Here is a 19,488-nt window from a genome sequence, read left to right on the forward strand (position 1 = left end):
CCGCCGTCATGGCCGGGCTTGTCCCGGGCATCCCGATCGGAAGAGCGCCGCGCCTCACCGGATCGTCATCACCGGCACAAGGCCGGTGATGACGAGGAGGGTGTCGGGTCGGGCGGAGGGCGTCAGGACGGGTGGAAGGTCGCCCGCAGCGCGATTCCGGCTCCAAAGGCCCCCGTGGACAGGCGCGCGAGCGCCACAGGAAACGGGTGTCACCCCCCTGCCCGGCCCGCTAGGATGAGTGCCAATCAGGATGACAGCCATGCTCGACACCTTGCGCGACATCACCATCGAACCCGGCGCGATCACCGTGCCGGACGAGCCCCATTCCGACTACGAGCGGGTGCGCCGGATCATCGCGTTCATCTCGCAGCGCTGGCGCGACCAGCCCTCTCTTGAGGCGATCGCCGACCATGTGGGGCTCTCGACCACCCATGTGCACCATCTCTTCCGGCGCTGGGCGGGCCTGAGCCCCAAGGCCTTCCTGCAGGCCCTGACCCTCGACAACGCCAAGGCGCTGCTGGCCGATTCCGCGAGCGTGCTCGACGCCACCTACGAGGTCGGCCTGTCGGGACCGGCCCGGCTGCACGACCTCTTCGTGACCCACGAGGCCATGACGCCGGGGGACTACAAGGCGGGCGGACAGGGCCTGACCATGCGCTACGGCTTCCACCCCTCGCCGTTCGGCGAGGCGGTGCTGATCGCCACCGACCGGGGGCTGGCGGGCCTCGGCTTCGTCGACGACGGCGACCGGCAGGCGGCGCTCTCGGACCTGACCCGCCGCTGGCCCAGGGCCACCTACCTGGAGGACGAGGCCGCCACCGCGCCGCTGGCGCGACGCATCTTCAGCCCGTCGCATTGGCAGGCGGAGCAGCCCCTGCGGGTGGTGCTGATCGGGACGGATTTCGAGGTCCGAGTCTGGCAGACGCTCCTGCGCATTCCCCGCGACCGGGCCACCACCTATTCCGACATCGCCCGCCATATCGGCCGGCCCTCGGCCTGTCGGGCGGTCGGCGCGGCGGTGGGCAAGAACCCGGTCTCCTTCGTGGTCCCCTGCCACCGGGTGCTCGGCCGCTCCGGAGCCCTCACCGGCTATCATTGGGGCCTGACCCGCAAGCAGGCGATCTTGGGCTGGGAGGCGGGACAGGCTCTCGGCGGGAAAACGGCTTAGGTTTGGATGTCATGGCCTGTCCCGGCCATCTCGTTTCTGAAGAGCGCAGTGCGTCACTGATCGGGATCACCGGCACGAGGCCGATGATGACGTGCAGATAAATGTCATTCCGGGGAAAGCCGAGGGTCGGGCGGGGTTCTCAGGAGAGCCGCGGTGCTCGGCGGCAGCACCGCGCATTGCGTGACGTGGAACACGCTGTTGTCGACCTTCTGGTAGGCACGCCCGCACCAGTGCCCCCCGCCGGTCTGGCCGGTGTCGCCGAGCAGGGCCCGGTACTGGATCGTGTAGCCCGGCACCTCGACCCACTCTCCGTCGACCAGCATCTGGACGCCCGCCGGGGTCACCCGATAGGGCGCCGGCCGGCAATCCTGGTCGTTGCAGCAGCTGTTGCCCCAGGAATCCAGCAAATGCGAGTAGATGTCGTGGGAACCGGCCGGAAGGGTCCCGGCCACCAGGAAAAGAAACGCGGAAAGGGAAAGCCTGGTCGACATGGGCCGCTTCCATGAAGGCAGGTGGACGGCGCTCGTTCGAGCGCAACGGAAACCTCATCCTACCCCAGGAACGGGATCGAGGCACCAGAGATCCCAGGAATGAGAACCCTCTCATGTCATCACCGGCCTTGTGCCGGTGATCCCGATGGGTTGAAGCGCTGAGTCCCACCGTATCGGGATGGCCGGGACAAGCCCGGCCATGACGCCGAGGGTTCCGGGCGGCGGGACATCAAGCCGGCCTCCGTTCGGTTTGGTCCGTGGGTCCGTGCAATCCTCACTGGGAGGAGGCCGGCGATGTCATTCGGGCTCCCCTGGAAATTGCCGGCTGCCCTCGGGGATGACCACGCCCCTGAGCCTGCGCGAGGTCCAGATGTGGACGGCGCCGGTCAGATCGACCGGGTCGTCGAGGGAGCCGCCCTTGATGCTGATCTCGTCCTCCCGCTCCCGGTCCCCATGCCAGACCCGCGACCCGCAATCCGGGCAGAAGAAGCAGGTCAGGGTCCCGCCGCTGTCGGTCGCCCGGGTCCAGTGGCCGAGCCGGCCCGACAGGAGCCTGACATCGGCGCTGCGGGCCGTGACCGAGATCCCGAAGGCCGAGGCCGACTGCTTCTGGCACTCCCGGCAATGGCAGACATAGATCTGGTGCGGCTCCCCGGTCAGTTCGTACCGCACCTGGCCGCACTGGCAGCCGCCCTTCAGGGAATAGGCGTCCATGATCGCTCCTCTCCTCGTCGTCAGGCAGAGATAGGGCAGACGACCCCGCCGTCGCCGTTCCTGCCGTAACGACATAACCAGAGCCGCCTCGTGATTCACCCGGCGCCGGGCCGGGAAGCTCCGCCATTGCAGCCATGCAACAGGGGCGGGCTCCGACGAAATGAGGCAATCTGGCCGCGAGGATTGTCTTGCAGCGTCGAAAACCCCTTCTTATATCAGCGCCAGCATGGGGAACGGCTCGGGTTGAGCCGCCCCCGGCAAGTCAGTCATCAACATGTAAGCCATGGGCCGAGCTGCTTTCAGGGCTCGGCGGTCTGCTTGAAAGTGAGGGATCCCGCCATGGGTAAGGTCATCGGTATCGACCTCGGCACTACCAATTCCTGCGTCGCTGTCATGGAAGGCACGACGCCCAAAGTCATCGAAAACGCGGAAGGCGCCCGGACGACCCCGTCCATCGTGGCCTTCACGGACGAAGGCGAGCGCCTCGTCGGCCAGCCGGCCAAGCGCCAGGCGGTCACGAACCCGTCGCGCACCTTCTTCGCCATCAAGCGCCTGATCGGGCGCACCTTCGACGATCCCATGACCAAGAAGGACATGGGCCTCGTTCCGTATCACATCATCAAGGGTCCGAACGGTGACGCCTGGGTCGAGGCCGACGGCAAGCAGTATTCGCCCTCCCAGATTTCCGCCTTCACTCTGCAGAAGATGAAGGAGACGGCCGAGTCCTATCTCGGACAGCCGGTGACCCAGGCGGTCATCACGGTTCCCGCCTACTTCAACGACGCCCAGCGTCAGGCCACGAAGGACGCCGGCAGGATCGCCGGCCTCGAGGTCCTGCGCATCATCAACGAGCCGACCGCGGCCGCCCTGGCCTACGGCCTGGACAAGAAGCAGACCGGCATGATCGCGGTCTACGACCTCGGCGGCGGCACCTTCGACGTGTCGGTCCTCGAGATCGGCGACGGCGTGTTCGAGGTGAAGTCCACGAACGGCGACACCTTCCTGGGCGGCGAAGACTTCGACATGCGCCTCGTCGAGTACCTGGCGGCCGAGTTCAAGAAGGAGCAGGGCATCGACCTGACGAAGGACAAGCTCGCCCTGCAGCGCCTCAAGGAAGCGGCCGAGAAGGCCAAGATCGAGCTTTCCTCCGCGTCGCAGACCGAGATCAACCTGCCCTACATCACGGCGGACGCCTCCGGTCCGAAGCACCTGGCCCTCAAGCTCTCGCGCGCCAAGTTCGAGCAGCTCGTGGATGATCTCGTGCAGAAGACCATCGAGCCCTGCCGCAAGGCCCTCAAGGATGCCGGCATCTCGGCGGGCGACATCGACGAGGTGGTTCTCGTCGGCGGCATGACCCGCATGCCGAAGATCCAGGAGGTCGTGAAGACCTTCTTCGGCAAGGAGCCCCACAAGGGCGTGAACCCGGACGAGGTCGTGGCCATCGGCGCGGCGATCCAGGCTGGCGTGCTCCAGGGCGACGTGAAGGACGTGCTGCTCCTCGACGTGACCCCGCTGTCGCTCGGCATCGAGACGCTCGGCGGCGTGTTCACCCGCCTGATCGACCGCAATACGACGATCCCGACCAAGAAGAGCCAGGTGTTCTCGACCGCGGAAGACAACCAGAACGCGGTGACCATCCGGGTCTTCCAGGGCGAGCGCGAGATGGCCGCGGACAACAAGCTGCTCGGCCAGTTCGACCTCGTGGGCATTCCGCCGGCACCGCGCGGCGTGCCGCAGATCGAGGTGACCTTCGACATTGACGCGAACGGCATCGTGAACGTCACGGCGAAGGACAAGGCGACCGGCAAGGAGCACCAGATCCGCATCCAGGCCTCCGGCGGCCTGTCCGACACCGACATCGAGAAGATGGTGAAGGACGCCGAGGCCCATGCCGAGGAAGACAAGAAGCGCCGCGAGGTCGTCGAGGCCAAGAACCAGGGCGAGAGCCTGATCCATGCCACCGAGAAGTCCATGACGGAATACGGTGACAAGGTCGGCGAGTCCGACCGGCAGGGCATCACGACCGCCATCGACGCGCTGCGCCAGGCTCTGGCCGGCGACGACGCCGAGGTGATCAAGGCCCGCACCACGGACCTGATGCAGGCCTCCATGAAGCTCGGCGAGGCCATGTACGCTGCCCAGGCCAATGCCGGCGAGGGCGGCGAGCAGCCCGAAGGCGAGGCCGCCCAGAAGGACGACGTCATCGACGCCGACTTCCAGGAGGTCGACGAGGGCGACAAGAAGAAGCGCGCCTAAGACGATGGCCGCTCTCTGACGAATTCGGCACCCGGTTTCATGACCGGGTGCCGTTTTCATGAAACGAGCTTTAAAACATCCATGACCGATCGAACGACCACTCCTCCGCACGATGCGCTGGCAAAGGCTTCCGGAGCCTTTTCCTGTGCAGCGCAGGCGAAACGGTCCGGCAGAATGACCGAGCGGACCACCGCTCCTAGGGGCGCCTGACATGTCCAAGCGCGATTACTACGAGGTTCTCGGCGTCGCGAAGACCGCCACGGAAGCGGAGATGAAATCCGCCTTCCGCAAGCTCGCGATGCAATACCACCCGGACCGCAATCCGGGCGACCACGAGGCCGAGGTCAAGTTCAAGGAGCTGAACGAGGCCTATCAGACCCTCTCCGACGGCCAGAAGCGCGCGGCCTACGACCGCTACGGCCACGCGGCCTTCGCCAATGGCGGCGGGCCGGGCGGCGGGCCGGGCTTCGGCGGCGACTTCTCCGACTTCATGTCGGACATCTTCGAGAATTTCTTCGGCGAGGCCGGACGCGGCGGGCGCGGGCGCAGCACCGGCGGACGCGAGCGCGGCGCCGACATGCGCTACAACCTCGAGATCTCCCTCGACGAGGCCTTCAACGGCAAGACCGCCGAACTGAAGATCCCGACCTCGATCACCTGCGAGGCCTGTTCGGGCTCGGGCGCGAAGCCGGGCTCCAAGCCCAAGGCCTGCCCGACCTGCGGGGGCGCCGGCCGGGTGCGGGCGACGCAAGGGTTCTTCTCCATCGAGCGCACCTGCCCCAACTGCCACGGGCGCGGCGAGGTCATCGACGATCCCTGCGCCCAGTGCGGCGGCGCGGGCCGCGTGACCCGGGAGCGCACGCTCTCGGTCAACATCCCGGCGGGCGTCGAGGACGGCACGCGCATCCGGCTCGCGGGCGAAGGCGAGGCCGGCCTGCGCGGCGGGCCGGCGGGCGACCTCTACATCTTCCTGTCCCTGAAGCCCCATCCGTTCTACCAGCGCGACGGGGCGGACCTGTTCTGCCGGGTGCCGATCTCCATGGTGACGGCGGCCCTGGGCGGCGAGTTCAGCGTGCCGACGCTGAGCGGCGCCGACGCGCTCGTGAAGGTGCCCGAGGGCACCCAGACCGGCAAGCAGTTCCGCCTGAAGGGCAAGGGCATGCCGGTGCTGCGCTCGCGGGACGTGGGCGACCTCTACATCCAGGTTGTTGTGGAAACCCCGCAGAAACTCACCAAGCGCCAGCGCGAGCTCCTGATGGAGTTCGATCAGGAATGCTCCAAGGAAAATCATCCTGAGAGTTCGGGATTTTTCTCGCGCTTCCGGGAGTTTATCGACGGCTTGGGCGGATCAACTTAACTGGACGGTCGTTTTCCTCAACGCATCGTGCGGAAGAGGGCGATCCGGTTTTTCCGCTCTAGACGATGCGCACGTTAAATGAGAAGCATCGGACGAACCCCAAAAAGTGGCCTCCACTTCCGGGTCCGAGGCTTCGGGGTTCTCAACAGCCAGCGTGATGCGCCGCGCAAGGGGTCTTCTCAGTGCACCAGTCGTTCCAACGGCCCACCGCCCGGAAAATTCCCCTCAAGAAGGATCGCTTCGCCGACGAAGCCCGCTTCCTGAGGTCCTGGCTCGAGAGGCCGCTCGTCGTGGGAGCGGTCACGCCCTCCGGCAAGATCCTGGCGCGGACCATGGCGTCCTTCGTCGATCCGCGCATCCCCGGCCCCGTCGTCGAGCTCGGCCCCGGCACGGGTCCCGTGACCGACGCCCTGATCCGGCGCGGGGTGGCCCAGGAGCGGCTCGTCCTCATCGAGTACAATCCCGAGTTCTGCCAGCTCCTGAAGCGCCGCTTCCCGAAGGCGACGATCATCCAGGGCGATGCCTACGATCTCAAGGAAACCCTGGGCGACATCCTGAAGGAGCCGGCGGCCGCCACGGTGTCGAGCCTGCCGCTCTTCACCAAGCCCATGGACCAGCGCCTCGAGCTTCTGGAAACCGCCCAGGGGCTGATGCATCCCAACGCGCCCTTCATCCAGTTCACCTACGCGGTGGTGCCGCCGATCCCGGCGCGCTCCCAGCATTACAGGTCCAGGGCCTCCAACCGGATCTGGCGCAACCTGCCCCCGGCCCGGGTCTGGGTCTACAACAAGGTCAACCATCCATGAGCGCCGCGATGTCTCTTCCGACGAATCCCGGTCCCGCAGGAGACATTCGCGACAAGCTCATCATCGGCCTCGACCTCCCGTCCGTGGAGGAGGCCCGGGCCGTCGTCGACCGCATCGGCGAGGCCGGCACCTTCTACAAGATCGGCTACCAGCTCGCCTATGCGGGCGGCTTCGCGTTCGCCCAGGAGCTGATCGGCCAGGGCAAGAAGGTCTTCCTCGATCTCAAGCTCCACGACATCGGCAACACCGTGGAGGAAGGTGTCCGTTCCGTGGCGCGCCTCGGCGCCACGTTCCTGACCGTCCACGCCTATCCGCAGACCATGCGGGCCGCGGTCGCCGGAAAGGCCGGGTCGTCCCTGAAGATCCTCGCCGTGACCGTGCTCACGTCCTACGACGACAACGACCTCGTCGAGGCGGGCTATGCCCCCGTGCCGGCCGCCGACCTCGTTGCACGCCGGGCCGGACAGGCGCGCGATCTCGGCATCAACGGCATCGTCTGCGCGGCGACGGAAGCCGAGCGCGTGCGCGCCGTCGTCGGGTCCGACCGGCTCATCGTCACGCCGGGCATCCGGCCTTCTGGCGCGGACGCGGGCGATCAGAAGCGGGTCGTGACGCCCGCCGAGGGAATCCGGCTCGGTGCCGACCACCTGGTGGTGGCCCGCCCGATCGTGAAGGCCGCCGACCCGCGCGCTGCCGTGGAGGCGATTGTCCGGGAAATCGCCGGCGTAGAGGCTTGACGGTAGGACGCCTCTGGCGTTCGCTGCGCGTCCCGACCATCTAGAGGAGCGCCCATGCCCAAAGGCTATGTCATTGCCCGCGTGACCGTCACGAATCCTGAAGCCTATGCGGAATACGCCAAGGGCGCCACCGAGGCGATTCGCCAGTATGGCGGTCGGCCGCTGGTGCGCGGCGGCGCCTACGAGGCGCTCGAGGGCGAGGCGCGCGCCCGCAATGTGGTGATCGAGTTCGAGTCGGTGGAGCAGGCCCGGACCTATTACCACTCTCCGGAGTACCAGGCGGCCAAGGCCAAGCGCGAGGGCGCCTGCGTGGCGGAATTCGTTCTCGTGGAAGGAGCCTGAAGCGATGAAGGGCTATTGGATCGGCCGCGTCGACGTCTCGAACCCCGACGCCTACCAGAACTACGTCAAGGCCAATGCGGTCCCGTTCGCCAAGTACGGCGCCCGCTTCCTGGTGCGCGGCGGCGCCTATCGGGTCGCCGAGGGTGAGGCCCGCGCGCGCAACGTGGTGATCGAGTTCCCGACCTACGAGGCGGCCCTGGAATGCTGGGACTCGCCCGAGTACCAGGCGGCGAAGGCCGAGCGCGACGGTCACGCGGTAGCCGACATCATCATCATCGAGGCCTATGAGGGTCCGCAGCCGGGTTGAATTTTCTCCAATGTCATGGCCGGGCTTGTCCCAGCCATCCTGATCGTTCAAGGCGCGGTGCTTTTCGGATCGGGATCACCGGCACGAGGCCGGTGATGACGTGAGAGGGCATCATTCTTGGACTTGCCGGCGACCGCACTGGAGAGGCGCGGCTTCCGCGCTTCTCAGCCTCACTCGAAGCGGCTATACCCGGAGCCCGTAACAGCAGGAGAGCGGCATGAACGAGATGCGACTCGTCGTGGTGGGCGCGGCCGGACGCATGGGGCGCATGCTCATCAAGACCGTGGCCGAGACCGAGGGCTGCACCCTCGTGGGCGCCATCGAGCGGGAGGGCTCCCCGGCCCTCGGGCACGACGCCGGTCTGCTCGCCGGCATCGGGCTGCTCGACGTGGACGTGACCGACGATCCGCTCGCCGTCTTCGCCCAGGCCGACGGCGTCCTCGATTTCACGGCGCCCGTCGCCACCACGGCCTTTGCCGCGCTCGCCGCCCAGGCCCGCATCGTCCACGTGATCGGAACCACCGGCCTGCAGGAGGCCGACTTCGCCAAGCTGGAGGCGGCCGCGCGCCACGCGCGCATCATCCAGTCCGGCAACATGTCGCTCGGCGTGAACCTGCTTGCGGGCCTCGTGCGCAAGGTCGCGGCGACGCTCGGCGAGGATTTCGACGTCGAGATTCTGGAAATGCACCACCGCATGAAGGTGGATGCGCCGTCCGGCACCGCGCTGCTCCTGGGCGAGGCGGCCGCCGAGGGGCGACAGATTTCCCTGAAGGAGCGCTCCGTGCGCAGCCGCGACGGTCATACCGGCGCGCGCAATCCCGGCGATATCGGCTTTGCGACCCTTCGCGGCGGCTCGGTGGTCGGCGAGCATTCGGTGATCTTCGCCGGCCAGGGCGAGCGCCTGGAGCTGGCGCACCGGGCCGAAGACCGCAGCATCTTCGCCCGCGGGGCCGTGAGGGCCGCCCTCTGGGGCTTCGACAAGAAGCCCGGCTACTACACCATGGCCAATGTTCTCGGCCTCGATCGGCTCTAGATCACGCCTCTCTTCCCTCTTCATCGGAGACGCCACCCCATGAACCGCCTTCTCGTCCTTGCACGCCACGGCCAGAGCGAATGGAACCTCAAGAACCTGTTCACCGGCTGGAAGGATCCCGGGCTCACCGCCCTGGGCATCGAGGAGGCGCGCAATGCCGGCCGCCGGCTCAAGGAGATGGGCGTCCAGTTCGACGTCGCCTTCACGTCCGATCTCTCCCGCGCTCAGGCCACCTGCAAGCTGATCCTCGAGGAAATCGGCCAGCCTGATCTGAAAACCATCGCGAACCAGGCCCTGAACGAGCGCGATTACGGCGACCTCTCGGGCCTCAACAAGGACGATGCCCGCGCCCGCTGGGGTGAGGAGCAGGTCCATGTCTGGCGCCGCTCCTACGACGTGCCGCCTCCCGGCGGCGAGAGCCTGAAGGACACGGTCGCCCGCGTACTGCCCTACTACATCCGCGAGATCCTGCCCCGGGTCATGCGCGGGGAGCGCGTCCTGGTCGCCGCCCACGGCAATTCGCTGCGCGCCCTCGTGATGGTGCTCGACGGTCTGACCTCGGAAACGATCCCGAGCCTCGAGCTCGCGACGGGCATCCCGCTGGTCTACGGCCTCAACGAGGACACCACCGTCGCCAGCAAGCAGGTGCTGGAGGGGTAACCTCCCTCGGCCCGATCACGCTCTTCCACGTCATGGCCGGGCCTGTCCCGGCCATTCCGATCCTGCAGTGCGCCGCGCTTTTCGAATCGAGATTACCGGCACACGGCCGGTGATGACGACAGATGGCATGTGTCAGGAGAACAGATGCCCTCCCTCCCCCTCGCGCCTGGCCTGACCTATTACCCCGACTATCTCGACCGTCCGGCGCAAGAGCGGCTGCTGGCGGCCCTGCGCGAGATCACCCGCCAGGCGCCGCTCTTCACACCGTGCATGCCGCGGACGGGACAACCCTTCTCCGTGCGCATGACCAATGGCGGCCGGCTCGGATGGGTCTCGGACGTGAACGGCTACCGCTACCAGCCGACCCATCCCGAGACCGGCCGCCCCTGGCCGGCCATGCCCGAGCAGGTGCTGCGCGCCTGGGAGGCCTTGAGCGATTATCCGCACCCGCCCGACGCCTGCCTGATCAATTTCTACGAGCCGGCCGCCCGCATGGGCATGCACCAGGACCGGGACGAGGAGGAGTTCGACGCTCCCGTCGTGTCCCTGTCCCTCGGGGACACGGCCGTGTTCCGCTACGGCGGCCTGGAGCGCAGGGACCCGACGCGGTCGGTCAGGCTCCGCTCCGGTGACGCGATCGTGTTCGGCGGTCCCGCGCGGCTGATCTATCATGGCATCGACCGGCTGGTGCCGGGAAGCTCGGACCTGCTGCCGCAGGGCGGCCGTCTCAATCTCACCTTGCGCAAGGTCGGGAAGCCGCTCTAGCCTTCTGTATACGAACTCTGCACTTTTCCTGGAGGGGCATCCATGAAAGCCTTCGCAGCCGCCGCTCTCGGCATCCTCCTGTCGATTCAGGCCGCCTTCGCGGCCGAACCGGTGTTTCCGCCAGCGTCCCGCATCGGCATCGTCCCGCCGGAGGACATGATCGTCTCGAAGCGATTCAGCGGGTTCGAGAGCGAGGAGAAGGCCGCGGCCATCACCTTCGTGGAAATGCCCGCCGGGGCCTACACGCAGCTGGTCGGCGGCCTCACCAAGGACTCCCTGAAGCGCCAGGGCATGAGCGAGACGTCGCGCGAGACCCTGAAGCTCGGGTCCAGGACGGGCGTGCTGGTCGGCGGCACCATGGGCGGGGCCGTCCAGGGCCGCAAATGGGTGATGGCGGTCAAGGACGAGGACCTCACCGCCCTCGTGATCGCGCAGGTGCGCGGCGGCCAGGATGGCTACAGCGACGTGCAGATGCAGAACGCCCTGAAGAGCATCGCCCTGCGCGGGCCCGTGTCCATCGAGGAGCAGGTCTCCGCTCTGCCGTTCCGGCTCGGCGACAAAGCCGGCTTCCGTCCGGTGCGGGTGATGTCGGGCAATTCGGTCCTGTTGACCGACGGGCCTCAGGACGCGATCAAGGCGGTGGAGCAGCCGATGGTCATCCTGGCCGCCACCCTCAACGTTCCCGTTCCGCCCGCCGAGCGGCGCAGCCAGTTCGCCCATGCGGCCCTGAACTCGAACCAGATCCTGAAGGACGTCAAGGTCGAACGCTCCGAGTCCTTCCGCTTCAGGGGACAGGACTGGCACGAGATCGTCGCCAAGGCCGTGGAGGTGGAATCGGGCCAGCCGGTCATCGTGATGCAGACCATCCGCTTCGACCCCGACCGCTATGTGCGCATGGTCGGCCTCACGCGGGTCGAGCAGCGCGACCAGAACCTGCCCCGCTTCCGCACGATGGTCGACGGAATCGACATGAATCCCTAATCGCGCCGCGGGAAGGCTGGCAGGGACCAGCCCCGCAGCAGGGCGAGGGCCCGCAGGGTGAAGGCCGCGGCAAAGCCCGCGGCGCCGCTCAGGAACGGCTCGACGCCCGCCGCCTGCAGGGCGACCATGACGGAAGCGCCGAGCGCCGCCGCCGTGACGTAAATCTCCTGGCGCAGCACCAGGGGGGTGGTTCCGGCGAAGATGTCGCGGATGATGCCCCCGAAGGTAGCCGTGGTGGTGCCGAGCGCCACGGCCGAGAGGGCGGGCACGCCCGCGGCGAGCGCCTTGCCGGTGCCCGTGACGGCGAAAAGGGCCAAGCCTAGGGCGTCCGCCCAGAGAAGGAGCCGGCCCCGCCGGCCGCCCTCCATCATGGCCACCCGCCGGGGGCCGAGGACGAAGACGAGCTCCGCCACGATCAGGCACGCGAGCACGTCGGTCGGATCGCCGACCCAGAACACGGGTCTGATCCCGATGAGCAGGTCACGAAGGGTCCCGCCCCCGACCCCCGTGAGCGTGGCGAGCAGGGCGAAGCCGAACGGGTCCATGCCCTTGCGGGCCGCCATCAGGGCGCCCGAGAGCGCGAAGACGGCGACGCCGATGGTTTCGAAGGGAATGCTTTGGAGGACCTGCACCGGGAACACCTGCCGTCACACCAGCCTCGCTCCTAAGAGGCCGGCTTGAGATTCATCTCGGTCGTCATCACCGGCCCTGTGCCGGCGATCCCGATCATGACAGGCGCTGAGCCTCACCGCATCGGAATGGCCGGGACGGGCCCGGCCATGACGCCGAAAGTTCGTTCAAAACGGAGTCCGAGCTCTCAATTCCTGTCCCGGCGAGACGCTCGGGCTGAGGGCTCACAGGGTGTTCGCCTCCGTCATGTCCGGGCAAGGCGATTCGCGGGAAAGCGCGTTCCGCCGGGGCCTTTTTCAGGAAGCGGTCGAGGAGTTGTCGGCGGCCTCCGAGCCGTTGCCGTTGGCGGCCGCCTTCGGGCCGCCCTTGGAGACGCCCACCAGGGCCGGGCGCAGGACGCGCTCGCCGATGACGTAGCCGGACTGGACCACCTGCAGGACGGTGCCGTTCGGCACGTCCGCGTTGGGGATCTCGAACATGGCCTGATGCACGTTCGGGTCGAATTTCTGCCCCTGCGGGTCGAGCCTCTTCACCCCGTGGCGCTCGAGGGTCTTGAGCAGATCGCGCTCGGTGAGGTCGATGCCCTCGATCAGGCCCTTGAAGGCGCCCTCGGCGGTGCTGCGGGCCTCGTCCGGCACGCTCTCGATGGCGCGGCGCACGTTGTCGGCGACGTTCAGCATGTCGCGGGCGAAGTTCGCCACCGCATAGGTGCGGGCATCCGCGATCTCGCGCTCGGTGCGGCGGCGCAGGTTCTCCATGTCGGCCATCAGGCGCAGGAGCTTGTCCTTCAGGTCCGCCTTCTCAGCCTCGAGAACGGCAATCGGATCGGCCGCGGAGGCAGCCTCGGGGGCCACGTCGTTGGCGGGTTCGGCCTGCGGGGCCGCGTTCTGGTTTTCCGTGTCGTTCGGATTCATGGTCGATCAACTAAAGGTGGGAAACGAAAGGTTCGGGGCACATATCAGGTCCCTCGCTTCACAAATCAAGCGCTTCGCCGCTGGAGCGGCTCGGTTTCCTCGGCTTTGAACACCTCCAGCAGGGTGCGGGTGATGGTGGCCTGGCGGCCCGCATGGGTAATCTTCGTGCCCGTCAGGTCGGTCACGTAGAACACGTCCACGGCCTTTTCGCCGAAGGTCACGATATGGGCCGAGGCGATGTTGAGGTTGAGCTTCCCCAGGGCCGTGGTGAGGTCGTAGAGCAGGCCGGGCCGGTCGAGGCCCGAGATCTCGATCACGGTCTGGCGGTTCGACAGGGAATTGTCGATGTTCACCTCCGGGGGCACGTGGAAGGCCTTGGAGCGCTCCTTGGCCGGGCGCTTGCCGTCCACGAGATCGGCGATCCTCACCTCACCTTTCAAGGCCCGCTCGATGGCCCTGGCGACCCGTTCGGCCCGGCGCAACTCGTCCTCGTCCCGGTCAAAGGCGCGGGAGAGCACGATGGTGTCCAGCGCCATGCCGTCCGTCGTGGTGAAGATCTGCGCGTCGACGATGTTGCCGCCCGCGGCCGCGCAGGCGCCGGTCACGATGGCGAGAAGCCGCGGATGGTCGGGCGACAGGATGGTGAGCTCGGTCACGCCGCGGAACTGGTCCGTCTCGTAGGTGGTGGTGACCGTGCGCCCGCCCTTCTCGGCCTCCCGCAGGAGCCCGGCCTGCTTGGCCCGCCGGGTCTCGTCGGTCTTCAGCCAGTAGCCCGGCGTATGGCGCGACGCGAAGGCCTCGAACTCCGCATCGGACCAGTCGTGCAGCTCCAGGCGCAGCCGTTCCTGGGCCAGACGCACCCGCTCGGAGCGGGCGAGATCCACCGCGCCGCCGCCGAGGATCACCTCCGTCTCCTGGTAAAGGTTGCGCAGGAGCTGGCCCTTCCAGCCGGTCCATGTGCCGGGCCCGACCGCCTTGATGTCCGCGATGGTGAGCACGAGCAGGAGCTTCAGGCGCTCCATGGTCTGCACCACCTCGGCGAAGCTCTTGATGGTGGCCGGATCGGACAGATCGCGGCTCTGGGCCGTGTTCGACATGAGGAGGTGATGCTCGACGAGCCACGCCACCGTCTCGGTCTCCGCGTCGGTCAGGCCGAAGCGCGGCCCAAGCTTGCGGGCGATGGCCGCGCCGGCCTCCGAATGGTCCTCGGGCCGTCCCTTGGCGATGTCGTGCAGGAACACCGCCACGTAGAGCGCCCGGCGGTTGCGGATGGTGGGGAAGATCTGGTTGGCCAGCGGATGCTCGCTGCCAAGCTGCCCGGCCTCGATCTCGGTCAGCACGCCCACCGCGCGGATCAGATGCTCGTCCACCGTGTAGTGGTGGTACATGTTGAACTGCATCATCGCGACGATGCGCCCGAAATCCGGCACGAGGCGGCCGAGCACCCCGGTCTCGTTCATGCGCCGCAGCACCACCTCCGGGGCGTTTTTGGACGTGATGATCTCCAGGAACAGCTTGTTCGCCTCCGGATCGTTGCGCAGGGTATGGCCGATCAGCCGGAGCGAACGCGTCGCCAGGCGCGTCGCATCGGGATGGATGGCGAGGTTGCGGCGGTCGGCGAGCCAGAACAGGCGGATCAGGTTGACCGGATCGCGCACGAAGGTCTCCTCGTTCTCCACGTTGAGCCGGTTGTTGTCGATGATGAAGCCCTCGCTCACCTGCGCGCCGCCGCTGCGGCGGCGGAAGCGGCCGAACATCCGGTCGAGCATGGGGCGCCGCTTGGTCTGCCGGGCCTCGAGCTCGGCGCACACGATCGCCGTGAGGTCGCCGACATCCTTGGCGATGAGGAAATAGGCCTTCATGAAGCGTTCGACCGCCGACAGGCCGCCGCGCGGCGCGAAGCCGATGCGCTCGGCGATGGTGCGCTGCAGGTCGAAGGTCAGGCGCTCCTCGGCGCGGCCGGTGGCGAAGTGCATGTGGCAGCGCACGCGCCACAGGAACTCCTCGCAGCGCGAGAACAGATTGAACTCTCCTTGCGTGAAGAGCCCGGCCTTCACCAGTTCCTTGGGCTCCTTGACCCGATAGACGTATTTGGCGATCCAGAACAGCGTGTTGAGATCGCGCAGGCCGCCCTTGCCGTCCTTGACGTTCGGCTCGACGAGATAGCGCGACGCGCCCGCCTTGGCGACGCGGGCGTCGCGCTCCTTCAGCTTGGCGTCCACGAAGGCGGCCGCCGTGGTGGCGACGATCTCCTGGTCGAAGCGCTTCTCCAGATTGTCGAAGAGCTCCCGGTCGCCGAAGAGGAAACGGGCCTCGAGCAACGACGTGCGGATCGTCATGTCCGCATGGGCCTCGCGCAGGCAATCCTCCACCGAGCGGGTCGCGTGCCCGACCTTGAGCTTGAGGTCCCACAGCACGTAGAGCATCGCCTCGACGACACTCTCGCTCCAGGCGGTCTGCTTGTAGGGCAGCAGGAACAGGAGATCGACGTCGGAGCCCGGCGCCAGGGTCCCGCGCCCGTAGCCGCCGGTCGCCGCCACCGCGAGCCGCTCGCCAGCCGAGGGATTGGCCGCCGGATAGAGGTGCTGGACCACGGCGTCGTGGACGATGCGCACCAAGTCGTCCATGCGGTCGCAGAGATAGCGGGCGCAGGCCAGCCCGTTCTGGTGCTCCATAAGCCTGCCCTGAGCCTCCTGGTGGCCCGCGTCGAGCAGCGTCTTCAGTTCCGGGACAAGTCTCGCGCGCAGTTCCGCCGCATCGCTGATCGGCTGGTTGCCGAGGCTCTTGAGGACGTTCTTGGGACTAGGAAGGGTCATGGAACAACCGCGCACGAGGAACCGTTTGACTTACCACCGGATGGGGGCTCCGCCCAAGGGCGGAGTGACGGGCACCGTCTGAACGGTCAGCCTGTTCTTTATAAGAGATAGTGTTTGACATAAAAAACACCGAGTTCTATAAACCGGACACGCGCCGATTTGAGCATGCAGATTGCGGGCGCGAAACAAGTGCAGCTAAAGCGCCGGGTGCGTGATGACCCTGAAGGGTCGGCGTCCCATGCGCGGAACATGGGATCGAACACGATGAGCCTGACCCGCCGCCTCCTGATCGCCGCCTCCCTGGCCACGGGCCTCGCCTCCCTGGCGACCGCCGCCGCCGCGCAGGTGAAGGAGATCCGCATCGACTATGCCACCTACAACCCGGTCAGCCTCGTCCTCAAGGACAAGGGCTTCCTCGAGAAGGAGCTGGAGAAGGACGGCATCAGCGTGCGCTGGGTGCAGTCGCTGGGCTCCAACAAGGCGCTCGAATTTCTCAATGCCGGCTCGATCGACTTCGGCTCCACGGCCGGCGCAGCCGCCCTGATCGGCAAGATCAACGGCAACCCGATCAAGTCGATCTACGTCTATTCCCGCCCCGAATGGACCGCGCTGGTCACCCGCAAGGACACGAGCATCACGAAGGTCGAGGACCTGAAGGGCAAGCGGGTCGCCGTGACCCGCGGCACCGATCCGCACATTTTCCTGGTGCGTGCCCTGCAGGAAGCCAAGCTCACCGAGAAGGACGTGAAGCTCGTTCTCCTCCAGCACCCGGACGGCCGCACCGCGCTCGAGCGCGGCGACGTGGATGCCTGGGCCGGCCTCGACCCGCTGATGGCGGCCGCCGAGGTGGAAAGCGGCGCCCAGCTCTTCTACCGCAATGCGGGAACCAACACCTGGGGCGTCCTCAACGTCTCGGAATCCTTCGCCAAGGACAATCCCGCCCTCGTGCAGCGCGTGCTCAAGGCCTATGAGGAAGCCCGCAAGTATGCGCTGGCCAACAAGGACGAGCTGAAGAAGACCCTGGTTGCCTATACCAAGTTGTCCGACACCGTGATCGAGCGCCAGCTCGAGCGTACGGAGCTGACCCATTCCAATATCGGCCAGCCCCAGGTCGACACGATCCTCGCGGCGGGGCTCGCCCTGCAGCAGGCGGGCGTCATCGCCCCTGACGCCAATGTGCGCACCGCCGTCGATTCCCTCATCGACCGCCGGTTCGCGACCGCATCGCGCTGATGACTTCATCACGGGAGAGCGCCGTGACAGGCCAAGCTACAAGCAACGCCTGGTCCTCCCATGAGGGTGCCGCCGCTCTCGCGGCCCCCGCCTCGACCGAGAAGCGACGCGCCTTCGACTGGCGCCTCCTTCTCGGCTTTTTATTGCCCGTTGCGGTTGCGCTTCTCTGGGAAGCCGCCGTTCGTCTCGGCCTCGCGCAGGGCCGCCTCGTTCCGCCGCCGAGCCGCATCATCGCGACGCTCTGGGGACTGGCGCAGACCGGCGAGCTGTGGACCCATACCTGGATGACGCTCTGGCGCGTCCTCGTCGGCTTCGTGATCGGGGCCGTTGCCGGGATCGTGCTGGGCGCGCTGTCCGGCTCCAGCAAGACCATCCGGCAACTCCTCGACCCGACCCTCCAGGCCCTGCGGGCGATTCCCTCGATCGCCTGGGTGCCGCTGTTCATCCTGTGGCTCGGCATCTTCGAGGCCTCGAAGGTGGCGCTGATCGCCGTCGGCGTGTTCTTCCCGGTCTATCTTGGGATCGCCGGCGCGATCCTGTCGGTCGACCGCAAGCTCGTGGAAGTGGGCCACGTGTTCCGCCTCTCGCGCGTTCAGCTCGCGCGCCGCATCCTGCTGCCGGCGGTTCTGCCCGAGGCCGTGATCGCCTTGCGCTCGGGCCTCGGCCTCGGCTTCATGTTCGTCGTGGCGGCCGAGTTCATGGGCGCCTCGGAGGGCCTCGGCTATCTGCTCGTGGACGGGCAGCAGATGGGCAAGCCCGATCAGATCCTCGCGGCGATCATCGCTTTCGCGCTGCTGGGCAAGCTCGCCGACAGCCTCCTCGTCGCGGGCACCAAGCCGCTCGTGCGCTGGCAGGACACCGTGCGGGAGCGCTTGTGATGCTGAACCTCGAGCACCTCTCGAAAACCTATGCCGACGGCACACGCGCGCTTTCCGACGTCAATCTAACCGTGCAGGAAGGCGAGATCGTCTCGCTGATCGGCGGCTCGGGCTGCGGCAAGACCACCTTGCTGCGCCTCATCGCCGGCCTCGACCGGGCGAGCGCGGGCCGGATCCGCCTCGACGACGAGGTGCTCTCGGGCCCTCACCCGTCCGTCGGCATCGTGTTCCAGGAGCCGCGCCTGCTGCCCTGGCTGTCGGTGTCCGACAACATCGCCTTCGGCCTCGACGGCATCGGGGCCGCCGAGAAGAAGGCGCGCGTCGCCCATGCGCTCGACAAGATCGGCCTGTCGGAGCACGCGAACCGCTGGCCCCGCGACCTGTCGGGCGGCCAGCAGCAGCGCGTCTCCATCGCGCGCGCCTTCGTGACCAACCCGAAGGTGCTGCTTCTCGACGAGCCGTTCTCGGCCCTCGACGCCTTCACGCGCGCGAGCCTGCACGAGCATCTGCTCGGCCTGTGGGAGGAGACGCGCCCCACCGTCGTGCTCGTCACCCACGACGTGCAGGAGGCGGTGACGCTGGCCGACCGGGCCGTCGTCATGCAGCCGAAGCCGGGCCGCATCTTCGACGAGCTGCCGCTGACGCTGTCGCGCCCGCGCGACAGGACGGGCCTCCCCTTCGAGACCTCCGTGCGCCGCGTCTTGACGGCCCTGGACCATTCCCTCAAAGCTCCCCAGCAGCAGCCTCAACGCGAGCGCGACCGCCAGGCCGCCGCGTTGTGGTGGTAACAATCTCAAGGACATCATCATGGATGCGACTGCGCTTCGCGCCCTCCAGGCGCCGCTGAAGGATCAATACCGCGGCGACCCGAACTCCGCCGTGATCACCCTGAAGGCCCAGGGCACGCTCGACGACCAGCACATCGCCTGCAAGGTCGAGACCGGCCGCGCGCTCGCCGTCGCGGGCCTCCATCCGGCCACCGGCGGCTCCGGCGCGGAGCTGTGCTCGGGCGACATGCTGCTCGAGGCGCTCGTCGCCTGCGCGGGCGTGACGCTCAAGGCTGTCGCGACCGCCCTCGAGATCGACCTGCGCCACGGCGCCGTAAAGGCCGAGGGCGACCTCGATTTCCGCGGCACCCTCGGGGTCGACAAGACCGCCCCCGTCGGCTTCCGGAACATCCGCCTGTCCTTTGAGGTCGACACGGATGCCCCGCAGGAGAAGATCGACCAGTTGCTCAAGCTCACCGAGCGCTACTGCGTGGTCTTCCAGACCCTCAACAACAAGCCGGAGCTGAGCGCCACGCTGACCCGCAAGTAGGATCGTCGGCTCATTCGCTCGATGGATGCGACATGGCCGGGCTTGCCCCGGTCATGTCGTTGGAAGAGCGCCGCGCTTCTCCC

At 67.4% G+C, this 19,488-nt stretch carries 20 protein-coding genes; 15 read left to right on the forward strand and 5 right to left on the reverse strand.

The window, feature by feature from the left end:
- The first annotated feature begins 259 nt into the window (after window positions 1–259).
- Window positions 260–1,168 (forward strand): methylated-DNA--[protein]-cysteine S-methyltransferase, encoded by a 909-nt coding sequence (locus tag KBI52_RS18385; protein WP_371823189.1) that lies wholly within the window; start codon window positions 260–262, stop codon window positions 1,166–1,168.
- 104 nt (window positions 1,169–1,272) lie between these two features.
- Here KBI52_RS18385 and KBI52_RS18390 read toward each other — a convergent pair whose 3' ends face one another.
- Both KBI52_RS18390 and KBI52_RS18395 read right to left on the reverse strand, forming a co-directional pair.
- Window positions 1,273–1,659 carry a hypothetical protein gene (locus KBI52_RS18390; protein WP_210809951.1) on the reverse strand — a complete coding sequence of 129 codons (387 nt, stop codon included), beginning with the start codon at window positions 1,657–1,659 and terminating at the stop codon, window positions 1,273–1,275.
- A 297-nt stretch (window positions 1,660–1,956) separates the two neighbouring features.
- Window positions 1,957–2,373 (reverse strand): GFA family protein, encoded by a 417-nt coding sequence (locus KBI52_RS18395; protein ID WP_210809962.1) that lies wholly within the window; start codon window positions 2,371–2,373, stop codon window positions 1,957–1,959.
- Window positions 2,374–2,712: 339 nt separating this feature from the next.
- Here KBI52_RS18395 and dnaK point away from each other — a divergent pair, with 339 nt between their 5' ends.
- From dnaK to KBI52_RS18445, 10 genes are all read left to right on the forward strand, one after another.
- Entirely contained in the window at window positions 2,713–4,629 is a 1,917-nt protein-coding gene (gene dnaK / locus KBI52_RS18400) for a molecular chaperone DnaK (RefSeq protein WP_173947712.1), read from the forward strand.
- Window positions 4,630–4,840: 211 nt separating this feature from the next.
- Window positions 4,841–5,986 carry a molecular chaperone DnaJ gene (dnaJ, locus tag KBI52_RS18405; RefSeq protein WP_210809971.1) on the forward strand — a complete coding sequence of 382 codons (1,146 nt, stop codon included), beginning with the start codon at window positions 4,841–4,843 and terminating at the stop codon, window positions 5,984–5,986.
- A gap of 182 nt (window positions 5,987–6,168) precedes the next feature.
- The gene (locus KBI52_RS18410) at window positions 6,169–6,792 is read left to right on the forward strand and encodes an rRNA adenine N-6-methyltransferase family protein (protein ID WP_210809980.1); all 624 of its coding nucleotides are present in this window, start codon (window positions 6,169–6,171) and stop codon (window positions 6,790–6,792) included.
- A gap of 8 nt (window positions 6,793–6,800) precedes the next feature.
- On the forward strand, window positions 6,801–7,529 hold the full coding sequence (pyrF, locus tag KBI52_RS18415) for an orotidine-5'-phosphate decarboxylase (RefSeq protein WP_210809993.1): 729 nt from the start codon (window positions 6,801–6,803) through the stop codon (window positions 7,527–7,529).
- 54 nt (window positions 7,530–7,583) lie between these two features.
- Window positions 7,584–7,871, forward strand: a complete 288-nt coding sequence (locus tag KBI52_RS18420) for a DUF1330 domain-containing protein (RefSeq protein WP_173947708.1) — start codon at window positions 7,584–7,586, stop codon at window positions 7,869–7,871.
- 4 nt (window positions 7,872–7,875) lie between these two features.
- Window positions 7,876–8,178: a DUF1330 domain-containing protein gene (locus KBI52_RS18425; RefSeq protein ID WP_173947707.1), complete on the forward strand. Its 303-nt coding sequence runs from the start codon at window positions 7,876–7,878 to the stop codon at window positions 8,176–8,178.
- 226 nt (window positions 8,179–8,404) lie between these two features.
- Complete coding sequence (gene dapB, locus KBI52_RS18430) at window positions 8,405–9,211, forward strand: 4-hydroxy-tetrahydrodipicolinate reductase (RefSeq protein ID WP_173947720.1); 807 nt, start codon at window positions 8,405–8,407, stop codon at window positions 9,209–9,211.
- A 39-nt stretch (window positions 9,212–9,250) separates the two neighbouring features.
- Window positions 9,251–9,871, forward strand: a complete 621-nt coding sequence (locus KBI52_RS18435; protein WP_173947706.1) for a 2,3-bisphosphoglycerate-dependent phosphoglycerate mutase — start codon at window positions 9,251–9,253, stop codon at window positions 9,869–9,871.
- A 144-nt stretch (window positions 9,872–10,015) separates the two neighbouring features.
- On the forward strand, window positions 10,016–10,636 hold the full coding sequence (locus KBI52_RS18440; protein ID WP_173947705.1) for an alpha-ketoglutarate-dependent dioxygenase AlkB: 621 nt from the start codon (window positions 10,016–10,018) through the stop codon (window positions 10,634–10,636).
- Window positions 10,637–10,678: 42 nt separating this feature from the next.
- Window positions 10,679–11,617 carry a hypothetical protein gene (locus KBI52_RS18445; RefSeq protein ID WP_173947704.1) on the forward strand — a complete coding sequence of 313 codons (939 nt, stop codon included), beginning with the start codon at window positions 10,679–10,681 and terminating at the stop codon, window positions 11,615–11,617.
- Here KBI52_RS18445 and KBI52_RS18450 read toward each other — a convergent pair.
- From KBI52_RS18450 to KBI52_RS18460, 3 genes are all read right to left on the reverse strand, one after another.
- On the reverse strand, window positions 11,614–12,249 hold the full coding sequence (locus KBI52_RS18450; RefSeq protein ID WP_262265605.1) for a trimeric intracellular cation channel family protein: 636 nt from the start codon (window positions 12,247–12,249) through the stop codon (window positions 11,614–11,616). The two genes, KBI52_RS18445 and KBI52_RS18450, sit on opposite strands and share 4 nt — an antisense overlap.
- 294 nt (window positions 12,250–12,543) lie before the next feature.
- Complete coding sequence (grpE, locus tag KBI52_RS18455) at window positions 12,544–13,161, reverse strand: nucleotide exchange factor GrpE (RefSeq protein WP_173947703.1); 618 nt, start codon at window positions 13,159–13,161, stop codon at window positions 12,544–12,546.
- A gap of 65 nt (window positions 13,162–13,226) precedes the next feature.
- A complete protein-coding gene (locus KBI52_RS18460; RefSeq protein WP_173947702.1) occupies window positions 13,227–15,977 on the reverse strand; it encodes a [protein-PII] uridylyltransferase in 2,751 nt (916 codons plus the stop codon).
- 264 nt (window positions 15,978–16,241) lie between these two features.
- Here KBI52_RS18460 and KBI52_RS18465 point away from each other — a divergent pair, with 264 nt between their 5' ends.
- Genes KBI52_RS18465 through KBI52_RS18480 form a run of 4 tightly spaced genes read left to right on the forward strand, consistent with a single transcriptional unit; the run spans window position 16,242 to window position 19,405 of the window.
- Window positions 16,242–17,210: an aliphatic sulfonate ABC transporter substrate-binding protein gene (locus KBI52_RS18465; RefSeq protein ID WP_210810010.1), complete on the forward strand. Its 969-nt coding sequence runs from the start codon at window positions 16,242–16,244 to the stop codon at window positions 17,208–17,210.
- A gap of 23 nt (window positions 17,211–17,233) precedes the next feature.
- Window positions 17,234–18,088 carry an ABC transporter permease gene (locus tag KBI52_RS18470; protein ID WP_173947700.1) on the forward strand — a complete coding sequence of 285 codons (855 nt, stop codon included), beginning with the start codon at window positions 17,234–17,236 and terminating at the stop codon, window positions 18,086–18,088.
- Window positions 18,088–18,876, forward strand: coding sequence for an ABC transporter ATP-binding protein (locus KBI52_RS18475; protein ID WP_173947699.1), 789 nt, complete (start codon window positions 18,088–18,090; stop codon window positions 18,874–18,876). Before KBI52_RS18470 ends, KBI52_RS18475 begins: the two co-directional genes overlap by 1 nt.
- A 19-nt stretch (window positions 18,877–18,895) precedes the next feature.
- Window positions 18,896–19,405 carry an OsmC family protein gene (locus KBI52_RS18480; RefSeq protein ID WP_173947698.1) on the forward strand — a complete coding sequence of 170 codons (510 nt, stop codon included), beginning with the start codon at window positions 18,896–18,898 and terminating at the stop codon, window positions 19,403–19,405.
- Window positions 19,406–19,488: the final 83 nt, after the last annotated feature.

The sequence above is a fragment of the Microvirga sp. HBU67558 genome (genome assembly GCF_018069605.1).
GTDB lineage: Bacteria > Pseudomonadota > Alphaproteobacteria > Rhizobiales > Beijerinckiaceae > Microvirga > Microvirga terrae.